The sequence below is a fragment of the Orbus hercynius genome, from assembly GCF_003634275.1.
Taxonomy (GTDB): domain Bacteria; phylum Pseudomonadota; class Gammaproteobacteria; order Enterobacterales; family Orbaceae; genus Orbus; species Orbus hercynius.
Genome location: NZ_RBWY01000003.1, coordinates 1 through 15,841, shown reverse-complemented (window position 1 = coordinate 15,841; position 15,841 = coordinate 1). Strand labels below are relative to the sequence as shown.

Genomic DNA, 15,841 nt, shown 5'->3' with positions numbered 1-15,841 from the left:
ATATCACCTAATTGATTCTCATCTTAGCTATTCCCAAAGCCATAATTTACTGTCATACTAAGTCAGCCTAATAAATAAAAGAAGAGAAAAATATGGCAGACGGATTAATCATGGTAATTGCGATCATTTTTTTCATTGTCATTTTGATCGTTGTTTCTAATTTACAAAGCCGTGTCACTTTCTTGCAATTACAAGTTCAATCATTAAAAAAACGCATCGATGAACAAGAAAAACAACCAACCACGCATATTATCGAAAGCAACTCTACGCCTAACACCAGTGAGGTAAAACCGAGCTCGATTGCCTTGTCACCACCCAGTGCACCCGTATCAACCCATCGTTTTGAGCCAATTAAACACGCTGAAAAACCAGTCAATCATTCGAACGAAGCACAGCCTTCGGTTACCAAGCCAGCTACAGAGCATCACTTCATGTACCATTTAGCACAATGGCTGATTAAAGGTAATCCTGTGGCAAAATTAGCGATTGTGATTTTATTTTTTGGTTTATCTTATTTACTTAAATATAGCATCGATCATGAGCTATTATCGCCGGAGATTCGAACCCTTGGTTCACTATGTCTCGGCCTCATTCTATTAACTGCCGGTTGGAAACTACGCAACAAAAAAGCACTGTATGCGTTAATCTTGCAAGGTGGCTCAATTGGCATACTCTATTTTACGCTTTTTGCCGCCTTCAAATTATACGCTTTAGTCCCGGCAGTCTTGACGTTTGCACTACTCGTAATTATCTGTGCTTGTAGTGTTATGTTTGCCGTCATACAACGAGCAATCAGCTTGGCCGTTATCGCCAGTATTGGTGGATATTTAGCGCCAATTTTATTATCAACAGGGAGTGGTAATCATATTGCGTTATTTAGCTACTATTTAATCCTCTCGACAGCCATTTTAACCATCAGTTTTTGGCAGTCTTGGCGCCAACTCAATCTGATTGGTTTTGTTTTTACCTTTATTGTTGCCATTGTTTGGGGTATACGTAGTTTCAAACCCGAATTTTACCTTGAGTGTCAGCTCTTTATTCTCGCTAATATGCTGATCTATGGCATATTAGCAGTGTTATTATTTATTCGTAACGACCCCAAAATGCCCTATGGGCAAACATGCGATCTCACTTTGCTATTTTCGGTTCCCTTAGCCGCGTTCAGTTTACAATATGCCATTACCGCACATTGGCAATATGCGCCAGCCTTTTCGGCCTTAGGGTTTGGATTATTCTATCTTATCGGTTCGTTTGGTGTATTACGCTGCTGGCAAAATAAAGCGAAACAAATAGCATTATGCGGCTTAGCTATCGGGCTCACCTTTAGCACATTAGCCGTGCCGTTAGCCTTAACAGCTAGTTGGACCGCCTTAGTGTGGTTACTTGAAGGTACGGCAATAAGCTGTGTTGCCCTTAGTCAAAAACAGCATCGCTTAGCTTATGCCGGCGCAATCGTCGTTCTATTAGGTCTAGCTAGTTCAGTGGTCGCCAATATTGATTATATCGATAAGACGTCATTTATCACGTTATATGCCATGATCAGCGCACTGTTGTTATTCAATGCGTGCTTATGGCATCATTATCGCTCATTACACTCGAGTGCTAATGATATCAAATTAGTGTTTCTCTGTATTGCCGCGATCTTCTGGTCAGTTTGGATGATAGGGAGTGTTTATCTCATCACCGATACTACAGCGAATGCAGTGCAACCCATTATTGCTTGCTATATTATTGCGGTCTGGCTATGGTTCTTTATCGGTCGTAAAATCAATTGGCCAGTGCTTAATTATGCCGTTATCGCCTTATGGCCAGTATTGCTTTTGGCTCTTGTGAATCATATCGCTCAAGATAACCATGCTTATGCAAATGGATTATGGGGATTAAGTTGGCTTGTGGCATTCATTAGCGCGTATTGTTATCTCTATTTTAATGCTAATCATTTAAACCCGCAAAGTCGGCAACTTACTGCAAGTTTACACATCAGTTTATTATGGATAATACTTGGTTGGTTATACCATAATATTGATGCAGTGCTATCAGATTTACCTTGGGGATTTGAAGTACTTGAGCTGTCGGTACTAATAGTCACCGCCTGTTTGGTTATATTCGTTTTCCTTATGTTAAATCAATATCACTTATTTCCGATGCAAAACGAGTCGAAACTCTATTGGCAAATAGCTCTATTGCCTCCAGTGCTCTATTTATTGTATACACTGCTTGTTAGCTTAACAAGCAGTGGTCAGATTATTAACTGGACTTACCTACCATTATTCAATCCACTCGATGAAAGTACCGCTTTTGCCCTCTTGATGCTGTCTGTTTGGCGATATCAAACAATTAAGTCATTTCAGCCACCGCGACCAATTAGCCTCAAGCGGTTTTCGCTGTTAACACTATTTTTACTTGCCGGATTAACATTCTTATGGGGCAATAGCATAATTATACGAACACTCAGTCAGTGGCTGAATATTTCGTGGTTATTTTATACACTTTGGCACAACCATATTATTCAAGTCGTGTTATCCTTGGTTTGGACGTTAACCGCTTTGATTCTGATCGCGATAGCACATCGTTATGCGATGCGTAAATTATGGTTCGCTGGGGTGATTTTGCAAGCATGGGTTGTGATAAAATTAGCCTTAGTCGATAGCGTAGAACTCGATGGGCTAATGAGAGCATTTGTATTTATTGGCGTTGCTTTACTGATGCTAATTATCGGTTACTTAGCTCCCTTACCACCGAAACAAAACAGACTAAGCTGTGATGCAACAATTTAATAGATAAGTAAAAAGTAGGATGATAAATATGATAATCAAAAGCTTTTCAACATTATGGTTATTATTCATGGTTAGTTTTAGTGCATTATCAGCACCGACCGAATCAACGGATAATTATGCCTTTGGTGCTGAGTTAACACTCACTGACACTGAAAGTATGTTTAGCCGAGTAGAACTCAATAAGCAGGTTTACCTGCAAAGCGTCTCACCCACATTAGATGATATCCGAGTGTTTAACCGTAATGGTCAAGCGGTGCCTTTTACGTTAATTAATGTCTACAACAAACAACCGAATAAACAACAATTTAATATGGATATCTATCCTATTAATCAAGATAATCTTGCTAATGGTACCAGCACCAATAACCGTAATTACACGGTAGCTGTTGATGGTCAAACGATTAATATCAATATTGATAAGCCAAGTAATACACAAGAGAGGTATACGGCTACCTATTTATTACACATTCCTGATGATAACAAAATAACACAACCGATTTCAAATCTCGCCCTATCATTTGCTCAGCAAGCTGAAAACTGGCAAGCAACCGCGAGTATCCTCTATAGCCCCGATCTTAGATACTGGGGAAATGTTGTCAATAATGAATCGATCATGGTGTTATCCAATCAGGACAAACAACAATTAGCACTTACTGATATTAATTTTCAGCCCAATTCTGATCTGAAAACGTATAATTGGCTGATAACGCTTAATTCAGCCAAGCCAATTCCGCAACTTACTCAGGTCATTGCGACATCAAGTAACACAGCGATGAATAATGCACTGTTTCCTATCGACGCTTCGGTTAGCCGTTTTACAGCACAAAATGTGATATATACCTTGCCAGTCGCCATACCCGTTAAAGAGCTCAGCATAGAATTGTATAATAATCGCAGCATCTTGCCGGTGAGTATTTTTTATAAAACGGACTTGCAAGATGAGCAGTGGATAAAATTTGATGACCGTATCATTCGTAAAACCAATTCTTATGATGAACCGACACGATTTTCTTTAAACGGTCGTCTTATTGGCGCATTAAAACTCGATGCAATTAATAGTAGTTTTGAACAAGCACCGAAATTAGTTGCTTATCGAAATAAGGTCGATTTAGTCTTCAATAGCGCGAATAATGCTCCTTTTATTCTTGCCTGGGGCTCTGCTCAATCAAAGGCTGCAGCCTTACCAAGTTCAACTTTACTATCTGCCACTGATTCTTTGCAATCATTGCCATTAGCTTTTATCGGTAGTTCAGTAAAATTAGCAGGAGATAAAGTGTTGATACAAGATAGCAATAGTACATCTGCTAACTTTCCACGCTGGATTATCTGGCTTGGATTAATTGGCGGGGCTTTTATCTTAGTTTTATTGGCATTGCGCTTATTAAAAGAGATAAAAAAATAACCATCACCTAACGATACTTCACGCAAAAAAACAGCTAACGCTATTATGGCATTAGCTGTTTTTAATCAGATAAGCACTATTTTTTAAGAAAGTTATCTTTAATTAAATCAATAAAATCTAATCCTTTGCCTTCAAGTGTTGCTTTAGCGCTGTATAAAGCCATGCCTTTGACATTTTCCAACGTGATCGTTGGTGGCATAATCAGTTCGTTAGCACTGGTATGCACATCTAAAAATGCCGGGCCATCATACGCCAAAAATTCTTGTACAGCATTTTCTAACTCATTTGCATCGGTAATTTGCCATGCACCAAAACCAATGCTTTCAGCTATTTTCGCTAAGTTAGGATTCGTCAAATCAGTATAGCGCTCGACTAAGCCTTCTTGCTTTTGTTCTAGTTCAACAAAATTGAGTGAATGATTATTCAGTACCGCGATTTTAATCGGAAGCTGTTCTTGCACAGCGGTTAATAAATCACCTAATAACATCGCCAGCCCACCATCACCAGAAATAGAAATAACTTGTCTATCTGGATATGCTTTTTGTAATCCTAAAGCTTGTGGCATTGCATTTGCCATCGAACCATGTTTTAAGCTGCTCAGTGTCCTGCGTTTACCATTAACATGTATATGCCTTGATAACCATACCATAGCAGAACCAACATCCGCGGTAAAAATCGCATCATCATCAGCATAATGATCTAATAGATCAACTAAATATTGCGGGTGAATTAATTGATGACTCGACACTACCATTTTTTTATCTAATTTAGCGACAGCTTTTTGATAAAGCTCAACATATTTATCTAAAAAAGTACGCTCTTGTCGTGGAATTAACAATGGAATTAATGCTTGTAAAGTAGCTTTGACATCAGCAACTAATCCAAAGTCAACCGGATGACGTAGGCCAATACGCGTTGCATCATGATCAACTTGAATAATCGTAGCATTATCTGGATAAAATTGAGACCAGGCAAAACCACAACCGAGCACTAGCAACGTATCGCATGACTTGATCATTTCAAAACCACCTTTGGTTCCAAACATCCCAGTCATCCCAACGTTATAAGGGTTATCATATTCAATAAAATCTTTAGCTCTTGAGGTGTGAGCAATCGGTGCTTTCAATGCTTGAGCTAATGTGACCAGCTCATCATGACAATATCGGCAACCAATGCCCGCATAAATACCAATATTGCCGCCCTTAGCTAACAAGGCGGCAACTTGCTGTAGCTCATCTTGGGTTGGTGTCAATGCCGATGCCGTCTGTTTAGGCACCACAATATTGCGGTCCTCAACTTCAGCTTTGCTGATATCAACAGGCAAAATGATGACCGCAACGCCGCGTTTATTAATGGCAGTCTGCACCGCTTCAGTAAATACACGACGAGCACTTTGCGGATTGATTACTTGCTGGCAAAATACAGAGCAACTTTGATAAACACTGACAAAATCGACTTCTTGAGGAAAATCAGAACCTAACGTATCTGTCGCTAATTGGCTAGCAATTAAAACAACTGGCGCGCCGTTACGATTTGCTTCATAGATACCATTAATAAAATGTAAGCTACCTGGGCCGCAGGAACCTGCGCACACGGTTAATCGGTCAGAGACAAATGCTTCTGCGCCGGCCGCAAATGCGCCAGCTTCTTCATGCCGGACATGAATCCACTCTATATCACTATGATAAATCGCCTCTGTAACATAATTTAACGTATCGCCAACCACACCGTAACAGTGTTTAGCTCCCGCTTCAGATAAAACATCAATTAATATCTGAGCAACCCGTTTTTTCGTCGCCATATACACTCCTTTTGGTATTTGTTTCACGTCGATAACGCTACCATTTAAGACCATTATTTAGGCTTAAGCAAGCGCAAATAGTGTCTATTTCATTTATCTTGTGGTGTTGCAAGGTGACTATTTGGTGCCGGCCTAATTAGCCAAACCCGTCCATAATGGTTATAATATCCGGCTTGATGGCCGGCCTCGCTACCAATACCTTGATAAACATCTAAATGCTGGCCTTTTATTGCCCCACCAATATCTAATGCAACCATCAGTCTAAGCTCTCGTTGTGCTTGATAAATGCCTTGTGCATCAAGCAAAGGCACATCAACTAACATCACCGAGCCAGCAGGAATAATAGTGGGATCAGATGCTACCGAAGCCTTAGCCACTAACGGAATTCCCGTTGAACCGACAACGGGAGCATCATATTGAGGTTTGAAAAATACCGCCGATGCATTCTGCTTTAATAAATTAAGCACCGTTTGCTCATCTTGCTTATCCGCCCATGCTTTGATCGCTTGCATCGAGACTTTATCACGCTTAATTTCACCTTGCTCAATCAGTAATCGGCCGATGCTTTGATACGGATGACCATTTTTGCCACTGTAACCTAAAAAAACGAGAGGTTGTCCATCCTCAAAATCAATATACCCACTTCCTTGTACTTCCATAATGAAATTATCAATCAATGAATTGGTATAGGCAATTTCAAGCTGCTTGCCATCAAGTGCACCATTGTAAATCGCCTCACGACTAGGCATTGGTACTTTACTGTTGGTCGGTTTAGCATAGAGCGGGTAACGAAATACCGCATCTGGCTTATGCCGCGCTTTTAATACCGGAGTGTAATAGCCGGTTAGATGAACATTACCTCGATTATCTTTACCTGAAGCTTGGTAACTGCTTAACCCCACCTGATTAAATTGTCCGCTAGTCAAATTTTTGGCAATCCATTGATCAATCGCCTGATAGGTTGCTTGATTTTTTTTATATAAGCTAGGTGAAACTTGTTTAATCAGATTAACCTGTTTGACATAATCTGAGACATTAATCGGTCTACCTACTTGTGGCTGAGATAAGTTAAATGCCGCTATTAATTGGCCATCAAGATATTGCTGACCTTGCGCTGTTGGATCTGATTGGCAACCGGCAATTACCGATGCGATGAAAACTATCCCTAAATACTTTCCGACTAATGTTGCAATATGCTTCTTTATCATTTTTTATCCCACTAAATTGGTGCAAAACAGTTCATTATAAGTGCATTATGCTAAATATTTTTATCTCATAAAAATATTTAATGATAATTACCAATAAAAAACGTTGATATCACTATATAGAATCTTTAATATCACATAGCTATAAATTAAACTACTCAAGGAACCAAGATACCATGAATTCAGTTAATGATACTGGGTCGTCACAAGAAAATAAACTTAAACGCCATTTATCAAACCGCCATATTCAACTTATCGCGATCAGTGGAGCAATTGGTACTGGATTATTCATGGGCTCAGGCAAAACAATTAGCCTTGCAGGTCCTTCCATTATTTTTGTTTATATGATTATCGGCTTTGTGCTATTTTTTGTCATGCGCGCAATGGGCGAAATCTTACTGTCTAACTTAAATTATAAATCGTTTAGTGATTTTGCCGCCGATCTGCTCGGACCATGGGCCGGATTTTTCACCGGTTGGACGTATTGGTTTTGTTGGGTGGTTACCGGTATTGCCGATGTGGTTGCAATATCCGGTTATACTCAACATTGGTTTCCGACGTTACAAGCATGGATTCCAATGCTGATCTGCATTGCGGTATTATTATCATTGAATCTCTTAACGGTAAAAATGTTTGGTGAAACAGAATTTTGGTTCTCAATGATAAAAATTATTGCTATTGTTGCCTTGATCATTGTTGGTGTGGTGCTTATTACCACATCCTACTATTCAGAACAAACGCAAACATCAGCAGCTCTTTCTAATTTATGGGAATTCGGTGGCATGTTTCCCAAAGGGGTGATGGGTTTTTTTGCGGGATTCCAAATTGCGATTTTTGCGTTCGTCGGTATCGAACTTGTCGGTACAACGGCGGCTGAAACAAAGGATCCGACCAAAAACCTCCCTAGAGCCATTAACTCAGTGCCGGTTAGAATTATTTTCTTTTATGTTTTTGCCCTAATTATTATTATGAGCGTCACCCCTTGGGTGTTTATTTCGCCGAATAAAAGCCCATTTGTTGAATTATTCACGCTAATTGGCTTACCCGCAGCAGCAAGTATGATTAACTTTGTGGTGTTAACATCTGCCGCATCTTCAGCCAATAGCGGTATTTACTCAACAAGCCGTATGCTATTTGGCCTAGCCAAAAAAGATGATGCACCCGAGATGTTTGGTAAACTATCAAGCAGGTTTGTTCCTGCTAACGGTTTAATTTTTTCATGTATCTGCTTACTTGGCGGCGTCGTGCTAATTTATATGGTGCCAGATGTGATGACGGCTTTTACCATCGTTACCACAATTTCAGCCATTCTCTTTATTTTTATCTGGTCGATGATTTTACTTTCTTATATTGTATACCGACAAAAGCGTCAGCATTTACATCAGCAATCTTCGTTTAAAATGCCCGGCGGCGTACCAATGTGTATTGCGTGCTTAGCCTTTTTTGCCTTTGTTATCGTCTTATTAACCATGGAAACAGATACCCGCCACGCGTTAATCGCAACGCCAATTTGGTTTATTGCTTTAGCGGTTGGTTATCTCATACGTTTAATCGCGAAGAATTGATCAGATAGCCCGCTTTAATACGTTGACTAAAGCGGGTTTATTTTTATGACTATCCGTAATCGCTTATGTTATGATAGTTCTATTATTCTCAATCACTTTATCATTCATAATATTCACTATGGGCAATACATTAACATTTAATGATCTATCAGAAAATATCGATAGTTGGCAAGGTTTACCCCTTTCTTTAAATGGCTGCGAAGTGGTGCCATTGGATTATAATGCGGGGAAAACCGGTTGGATTATTTACGGCAGAAAATTGAATAAAACGTTGCTGTCTAAATTTCAGCAAAAGCTTGCAATCCCAATTGTTATCGTCTCTTCTTGGAAAGTTAAAACCTACCAAGTAATTCGTATTGCAGGTGTGATGCCCAAAAAGGCACAGGAAATCGCTAACACGTTAGAAATTGATGTCTCTATTATCGATAATCTCCCTTCTCTGCACTCTGAAGGTTTACTTGTGATGGACATGGACTCTACAGCAATTGCCATTGAATGTATCGATGAAATTGCCAAACGACATGGCTCTGGCGAACTGGTCTCCCAAATTACCGAACAAGCCATGCGCGGCGAAATTGACTTCGTCACTAGCTTACGCAAGCGCGTTGCAACGCTAAAAGGCGCCGATATGGCTATTTTAGAATCAATTAAACAAGAACTACCGTTTATGCCGAGTTTAAGCTTTTTGGTGCGCGAACTGCACAAACGTAACTGGAAAATTGCCATTGTCTCTGGTGGATTCACCTATTTTGCCGATTATTTAAAAGAGAAATTCAAGCTTGATGCGGTCTATGCCAACGAATTGGATATTACACATTCAGGCAAATTATCGGGTAAAGTGAAAGGTCAAATTGTGGATGCGAAATTCAAAGCCAGAACCTTACAAAATTTAGCCAACCAATTTAATATCCCGCTAGAACAAACCGTTGCGATTGGTGATGGTGCCAACGATTTAATGATGATTCGTATCGCCGGTTTAGGGGTTTCCTATCACGGCAAACCCAAAGTAGTACAAAAAGCTAAAATTGGCATTAATTATGCCGATTTAACTGGGTTGATTTGTATTCTATCCGCCAGCCTCGATAGCGAAGGCTAACAAGCAATCCCCCTTATTTTGGAGAGATCACGATTTGGCTAAAACACCTAAACGCGCTTATGTATGTAATGAATGTGGCGCCGATTATCCGCGCTGGCAAGGGCAATGTAGTGAATGCCATGCCTGGAATACCATTACTGAGGTAAGACTTGCCGCTAGCAGTAACAATCGTAGCGACCGATTTACTGGTTACGCGGGTGATAGCGGACTCTCTAGAATTCAAACACTCTCCGAAATTAGCCTTGAAGAGTTACCGCGTTTTTCAACCGGATTTTCAGAATTTGATCGGGTGCTTGGCGGCGGCGTTGTACCCGGTAGTGCCATACTCATTGGTGGTAATCCTGGCGCAGGGAAAAGTACCTTATTATTACAAACGATGTGCCGGTTATCAACGCAAATGAAAACACTCTATGTGACGGGGGAAGAGTCCTTACAACAAGTCGCTATGCGAGCGCATCGCTTAGGGTTACCAACAGAGCAGCTCAATATGCTTTCTGAAACAAGCATAGAGCAAATCTGCTTGTTAGCCGAAAAAGAACAACCTAAATTAATGGTGATTGATTCAATCCAAGTAATGCATATGGCTGAGATTCAATCATCTCCTGGTAGCGTATCGCAAGTACGGGAAACCGCAGCCTATTTAACGCGTTTTGCCAAAACAAAAGGCATCGCCATTATTATGGTTGGTCATGTTACCAAAGATGGCTCGCTTGCGGGACCTAAGGTTCTTGAACACTGTATCGATTGTTCCATCTTACTCGATGGCGATGCAGATTCTCGTTATCGTACATTGCGCAGTCACAAAAACCGCTTTGGTGCCGTCAATGAGCTTGGCGTATTTGCCATGACAGAGCAAGGATTAAAAGAAGTTAGCAACCCTTCTGCCATCTTTCTAAGCCGTGGTGATGAAATGTCGCCAGGAAGCTCTGTAATGGTTCTGTGGGAAGGCACTAGACCACTCTTAGTGGAAATACAAGCCCTTGTTGATCACTCCATGTATGGTAATCCAAGACGGGTCACGGTTGGACTAGAACAAAATCGCCTCGCTTTACTGCTTGCCGTTCTCCATCGTCACGGCGGGTTACAAATGGCCGATCAAGATGTCTTTGTCAATGTTGTTGGTGGCGTCAAAGTCACCGAAACCAGTGCTGACTTAGCGCTCATTTCAGCATTAGTATCGAGTTTTCGTAATCGGCCACTGCCTCATGATTTAGTGATTTTTGGTGAGATTGGACTAGGTGGTGAAATTAGACCTGTTCCTAGTGGCCAAGAACGTATTTCTGAAGCGGCTAAACACGGTTTTAAACGTGCAATTGTACCAGCAGCCAACGTACCAAAGAAACAACCTGCTGATATGAAAATCTACAGTGTCAAAAAATTATCTGAAGCGTTAGATATCCTCAGTGATCTCAGCTAACAAAAGCCGCTGCATGGGTTGCGGCTTAGAAAACATCTCATCATTCTAAAAAACTGCAATTTCGATTTATTTAAGTATATACTATCTCATCTTTTTTCATTTTATAGAGCTAAGTCATGTCAACAAGCCCACTATATATTTCACTAAATGCAGAGCTAAAATCTCAAACAATCGGCGTTAATGCTGCCGAACTCCACGGTCTAATCACGGGTATTATTGCAGGTGGAAATAACGATGAAAGCTGGCGCGTATTAACTTGCGATATGATAAACGATGGAAATGCTTTACCGGAAAAATTATCTACCTTAGTCAATCAACTTCATACTCAAACCAAACAGCAACTCGGTGATGATAATTTTGAGTTTCGTTTGCTGATTAATGATGATGAGTTATTTAGTCAGATTAATGATTTGGTCGATTGGATTAATCATTTTTTACTTGGTCTTGGTCTGGCACAACCTCAATTAGCCAAAGTAAAAGGTGATATTGGTGAAGCAATTTATGATTTAAGACAAATTACCCAACTTGGCTATGACGAAGAAGACGATCAAGAGGAGCTTGCCGTCGCTTTAGAAGAGATTTTAGAATACGTCCGTATGACAGCTATTTTATGCCATGATGAATTTACCGAACGTCAGCCATCGGCAACAATACATTAATTTTTTTAATATTAGGTGAGCAAATGAATTGCGATATCATTACCCGTCGTGAGAGAATTATTGCTAATATGGTGGAGAATAGTGCTGCACTATTTTTCTCAGCCCCTGAAGCGGTTAGAAGCAATGATACTCACTACCCTTATCGTCAAAATAGTGATTTTTGGTATTTAACCGATTTTACAGAACCAGAATCAGTACTTGTGCTGATTAAAGCAGCCAATAATCAATATCAGACAATTTTGTTTAATCGTACCAAAGATCCACTCGCTGAAACTTGGACCGGTTACCGTCTTGGCCAGGAGGCGGCATTATTACAAGTTCATGTTGATAAAGCCTACCCTATTGAGCAGATTATGACGCACCTACCAAATCTGATCAATGGTAAACAAGCGATATACCATGCGAGTCAACAGTATCAATATGCTGATGATATTATTAATAATATAATGGCGATACTTAGACAAGGCACAAGAAAGCATTATCGAGCACCTCAATCAATCATTGACTGGCGGCCGATTGTCCATGAAATGCGCTTATTTAAATCGGCTTATGAACTTGAAGTAATGCATAAAGCAGGAAAAATTACGGCACAAGGCCATCTTCGTGCCATGCAAGCGTGTAAGCCCGGCATGTACGAATACCAGCTAGAGTCGGAAATCCTCCATGAATTTAATCAACACGGTGCAAGATTCCCTTCATACAATACGATTGTTGGTGGCGGTAATAACGGCTGTATTTTGCATTATGAAAATAATAGTGAGCCGTTAAAAGATGGTGATTTAGTGCTAATTGATGCGGGATGTGAATATCAGTATTATGCGGGTGATATTACGCGCACATTTCCAATTAATGGTAAATTTACGCTAGCCCAGCGCGAGATTTATGACCTTGTACTAAAAGCACAATATAAAGCGATCGAATTATTTAAACCCGGCATCTCTATCCAAGAAGTCAACGAACACGTGGTACAAATTATGGTTGAAGGGTTGGTGAAATTACATATTATGCAAGGCGACATACGCGAGCTAATTGCACAAAAAGCGTATAGCCAATTCTATATGCATGGACTGGGTCATTGGCTTGGTATTGATGTGCATGACGTTGGCGACTATAAAACACCATCTCGCGAACGCAAACTCGAACCGGGTATGGTATTAACGGTTGAACCTGGTCTATATATTAACCAAGATGCCGATGTCCCGGTACAATATCGTGGTATTGGGATTCGTATCGAAGACAATATTGTCATTACCCAAACGGGTAATAAAGTATTAACAAGCGATGTACCAAAAGCCGCAGATGAAATAGAAAAACTAATGTGTCAGGCGTCATCATAATAGCCCAACAGGTCTCCCTGCTTAATCCTATAAGGTTAAGTAGGTTTCTCATCCCGCATATCATTACGGTGTAAATAGTAAACGCAGCAATACTCTCTGTTGTCTATTATCGGCTAGCTGTATCAAGTTTAATCGATTTATCTCGATTAAACACAATTTTAATCGTTAAGTCTTTCTTCTTGATTGCTTGATATTTCCACTGTTTCATCGCCTGAGTGACTGATTTATTAAAAATACTATTTGGTTTAGCTTCAATAATACGGATATTTTCAACTTGCCCATGGGCATTAATATCATAAACAGCAACAACATACCCTTCAATGCGCATATCTAATGCTTTAGTCGGATAGATTGGGTTTTTACGACTAATTGGAGTAGGTGTCGCTGAAAATTGGTTATTTTCCGATATTTTGGGTGCTACCGCCGTATCGGCAAAATTTTCAGTGGCAGTTTCTTGCTTAATCTGCTGCTGAGAAGATTTTTTAACAATCTGCTTTTTCTGATTATGATCTTTCGGTTTAAGTACTTTTTCTTTAATAAGCAATTGTGGCGTTTCCGGTGGTACTAGCGTTTCAACAGGTTTAGTTTCAACAATAATATCCGGTGCAATATCTGGATCGGGTTTAATATCTTCTGGTGTAATTTCAGGCTGTTTATTCTCTGCAATCGGCTGCTCATCCATCTGCTCAATTTGTGGTGCATCTTCTGCAAGTGACTGTTTTGGCGCAGCAAGCATAGATAAATCAATCATAACAGCCTTTATTGAATTGTCACCGTCAACAGAAACAATGCGCTCAGAAAACAAAGCACCAAATAATAAAATACCTACCGCTAATACATGCAATAATATTGAAATAGAAAGATGTAAATGGAACGTATTTTTTTTAGTGTTATTCGATTTTGCTATCATGATATCCGTAATAAAGTCTATATAATTAGCCTACCCTATTTTAATTGAAAACAATTATCATTTGCAATTAATTTTACTTTTTTATGGCAAATATCACAACCTTCTTGTTGTTATAGTCGTTTTATCAGATAATAGTACCATTAATCAACCTTAATCATCGTCTAAAATAGGCCTGATAGGTAATATTATAATGCAAGAAATTATTAATTTAGTTCAAGATGATTTAGTTAAAGTCAATCATGTTATACAAGCACAGCTAACATCAGATGTTGTTTTAATCAATCAACTTGGCAATTATATTATCAGTGGTGGTGGCAAACGTATTCGCCCTATCATCACACTCTTAAGTGCTAAAGCTTTGGGCTATCAAGGCGAAAAACATATTATGGCAGCGGCTTTTATTGAATTTATTCATACCGCAACTTTACTACACGATGATGTTGTTGATGAATCGGATTTAAGAAGGGGACGCTCGACTGCTAATACACTATTTGGCAATGCAGCAAGCGTATTAGTTGGCGATTATATTTATACCCGTTCTTTTCAAATGATGGTGAGTATCGAATCTTTATCGGTTTTAAAAGTGATGTCTGAGGCAACCAATGTGATTGCTGAAGGTGAAGTTCAACAGCTTATGAATTGTAATGATCCTAATATTACCAAACAGCAATATTTAGACGTCATCTACCGCAAAACAGCACGATTATTTGAAGCGGCTTCACATACCGCCGCGTTAATTAGCCAATCATCAACAGAAGTTGAAGTGGCACTACAAAATTATGGCCGCTATCTAGGCACCGCATTTCAATTGATTGATGATTTACTTGATTACAGCACAGAAGATGCCCAAGCATTAGGAAAAAATCTTGGCGATGATCTGAATGAAGGTAAACCTACTCTACCACTGTTACATGCGATGAATAATGCAAGCAATCCTGAAGACGTGAAAATGATCAAGGAGGCAATTGAGCAAGGTAATGGTAGACATTTATTAGATAAAGTACTGTGTATTATGCATGAATGCGGTTCGCTAGAATTCACATTTAATGCAGCAAAAGAAGAAGCTGAAAAAGCGCATCATTCCATTGATATCCTACCAAACTCGCCTTATAAAGATGCTTTGCAAAGACTGGCAGTTTTATCAGTCGAAAGAAATAATTAATATCATATAAAAAGAGCTTATTAATGATAAGCTCTATATCGTTTCATTATATTTCTTATGAAATTTCATACAAAATCAATTACTTAAAGTCATAATATAAAAAAACGCCGTATCATAATAATACGGCGTGCTTTATATTTAATAGTCTGGCGGTGACCTACTCTCACATGGGGGAACCCCCACACTACCATCGGCTCCACGGCGTTTCACTTCTGAGTTCGGCATGGGTCAGGTGGGACCACCGCAACATTGCCGCCAGACATAACTCGGTTTGCAGGTAATAAATCAATCAACAATTTATTACTTCGCTATGTTTTTATTTTACCCTTAGAAATCTAATTTTAAGTTATATTTATCAATATAGAAGGGATAAACATTCAAAAAAAACGCCCCATCTGAACGATAGGGCGCTTCTCATATTTAATAGTCTGGCGGTGACCTACTCTCACATGGGGGAACCCCCACACTACCATCGGCTCCACGGCGTTTCACTTCTGAGTTCGGCATGGG

The 15,841-nt window shown here is 39.7% G+C and carries 11 protein-coding genes and 2 rRNA genes; 8 read left to right on the top strand and 5 right to left on the bottom strand.

The window, feature by feature from the left end:
* Positions 1-92: 92 nt before the first annotated feature.
* Together DES39_RS07660 and DES39_RS07655 are read left to right on the top strand one after the other, a co-directional pair.
* Positions 93-2,777, top strand: coding sequence for a DUF2339 domain-containing protein (locus DES39_RS07660; protein WP_121145203.1), 2,685 nt, complete (start codon positions 93-95; stop codon positions 2,775-2,777).
* Between the two features lie 28 nt (positions 2,778-2,805).
* Positions 2,806-4,179, top strand: coding sequence for a DUF3999 family protein (locus DES39_RS07655; protein ID WP_170143370.1), 1,374 nt, complete (start codon positions 2,806-2,808; stop codon positions 4,177-4,179).
* Between the two features lie 76 nt (positions 4,180-4,255).
* Here DES39_RS07655 and DES39_RS07650 read toward each other — a convergent pair whose 3' ends face one another.
* Both DES39_RS07650 and mltA read right to left on the bottom strand, forming a co-directional pair.
* Complete coding sequence (locus tag DES39_RS07650) at positions 4,256-5,980, bottom strand: thiamine pyrophosphate-dependent enzyme (protein ID WP_121145201.1); 1,725 nt, start codon at positions 5,978-5,980, stop codon at positions 4,256-4,258.
* 89 nt (positions 5,981-6,069) lie between these two features.
* Positions 6,070-7,188: a murein transglycosylase A gene (gene mltA, locus DES39_RS07645; protein ID WP_121145200.1), complete on the bottom strand. Its 1,119-nt coding sequence runs from the start codon at positions 7,186-7,188 to the stop codon at positions 6,070-6,072.
* A 173-nt stretch (positions 7,189-7,361) separates the two neighbouring features.
* Between mltA and cycA the strand changes: the two genes are divergently transcribed.
* The 5 genes from cycA (at position 7,362) to pepP (ending at position 13,259) form a co-directional block, all read left to right on the top strand.
* A complete protein-coding gene (cycA, locus tag DES39_RS07640; protein ID WP_121145199.1) occupies positions 7,362-8,750 on the top strand; it encodes a D-serine/D-alanine/glycine transporter in 1,389 nt (462 codons plus the stop codon).
* Between the two features lie 118 nt (positions 8,751-8,868).
* Positions 8,869-9,846, top strand: a complete 978-nt coding sequence (gene serB / locus DES39_RS07635) for a phosphoserine phosphatase (protein WP_121145198.1) — start codon at positions 8,869-8,871, stop codon at positions 9,844-9,846.
* 34 nt (positions 9,847-9,880) lie between these two features.
* Positions 9,881-11,263: a DNA repair protein RadA gene (radA, locus tag DES39_RS07630; protein WP_121145197.1), complete on the top strand. Its 1,383-nt coding sequence runs from the start codon at positions 9,881-9,883 to the stop codon at positions 11,261-11,263.
* 116 nt (positions 11,264-11,379) lie between these two features.
* Complete coding sequence (locus tag DES39_RS07625; RefSeq protein WP_121145196.1) at positions 11,380-11,922, top strand: YecA/YgfB family protein; 543 nt, start codon at positions 11,380-11,382, stop codon at positions 11,920-11,922.
* A 23-nt stretch (positions 11,923-11,945) separates the two neighbouring features.
* The gene (pepP, locus tag DES39_RS07620; RefSeq protein WP_121145195.1) at positions 11,946-13,259 is read left to right on the top strand and encodes a Xaa-Pro aminopeptidase; all 1,314 of its coding nucleotides are present in this window, start codon (positions 11,946-11,948) and stop codon (positions 13,257-13,259) included.
* Positions 13,260-13,365: 106 nt separating this feature from the next.
* Here pepP and DES39_RS07615 read toward each other — a convergent pair whose 3' ends face one another.
* Positions 13,366-14,169: a TonB family protein gene (locus DES39_RS07615; RefSeq protein ID WP_121145194.1), complete on the bottom strand. Its 804-nt coding sequence runs from the start codon at positions 14,167-14,169 to the stop codon at positions 13,366-13,368.
* A 190-nt stretch (positions 14,170-14,359) separates the two neighbouring features.
* Here DES39_RS07615 and ispB point away from each other — a divergent pair, with 190 nt between their 5' ends.
* Positions 14,360-15,331 carry an octaprenyl diphosphate synthase gene (ispB, locus tag DES39_RS07610; RefSeq protein ID WP_211324657.1) on the top strand — a complete coding sequence of 324 codons (972 nt, stop codon included), beginning with the start codon at positions 14,360-14,362 and terminating at the stop codon, positions 15,329-15,331.
* Positions 15,332-15,475: 144 nt separating this feature from the next.
* On the opposite strand, the gene rrf (DES39_RS07605) is transcribed toward ispB, so the two are convergent.
* Together rrf (DES39_RS07605) and rrf (DES39_RS07600) are read right to left on the bottom strand one after the other, a co-directional pair.
* Positions 15,476-15,591: ribosomal RNA gene (gene rrf, locus DES39_RS07605) — 5S ribosomal RNA — on the bottom strand.
* Between the two features lie 166 nt (positions 15,592-15,757).
* A 5S ribosomal RNA gene (rrf, locus tag DES39_RS07600) occupies positions 15,758-15,841 on the bottom strand; the annotation flags it as partial.

Coding starts and splice junctions, on each gene's coding strand:
- cycA (WP_121145199.1), top strand. CDS start 7,362: ATGAATTCAGTTAATGATACTGGGTCGTCACAAGAAAATAAACTTAAA.
- DES39_RS07625 (WP_121145196.1), top strand. CDS start 11,380: ATGTCAACAAGCCCACTATATATTTCACTAAATGCAGAGCTAAAATCT.
- DES39_RS07650 (WP_121145201.1), bottom strand. CDS start 5,980: ATGGCGACGAAAAAACGGGTTGCTCAGATATTAATTGATGTTTTATCT.
- pepP (WP_121145195.1), top strand. CDS start 11,946: ATGAATTGCGATATCATTACCCGTCGTGAGAGAATTATTGCTAATATG.
- DES39_RS07660 (WP_121145203.1), top strand. CDS start 93: ATGGCAGACGGATTAATCATGGTAATTGCGATCATTTTTTTCATTGTC.
- ispB (WP_211324657.1), top strand. CDS start 14,360: ATGCAAGAAATTATTAATTTAGTTCAAGATGATTTAGTTAAAGTCAAT.
- serB (WP_121145198.1), top strand. CDS start 8,869: ATGGGCAATACATTAACATTTAATGATCTATCAGAAAATATCGATAGT.
- DES39_RS07615 (WP_121145194.1), bottom strand. CDS start 14,169: ATGATAGCAAAATCGAATAACACTAAAAAAAATACGTTCCATTTACAT.
- DES39_RS07655 (WP_170143370.1), top strand. CDS start 2,806: ATGATAATCAAAAGCTTTTCAACATTATGGTTATTATTCATGGTTAGT.
- mltA (WP_121145200.1), bottom strand. CDS start 7,188: ATGATAAAGAAGCATATTGCAACATTAGTCGGAAAGTATTTAGGGATA.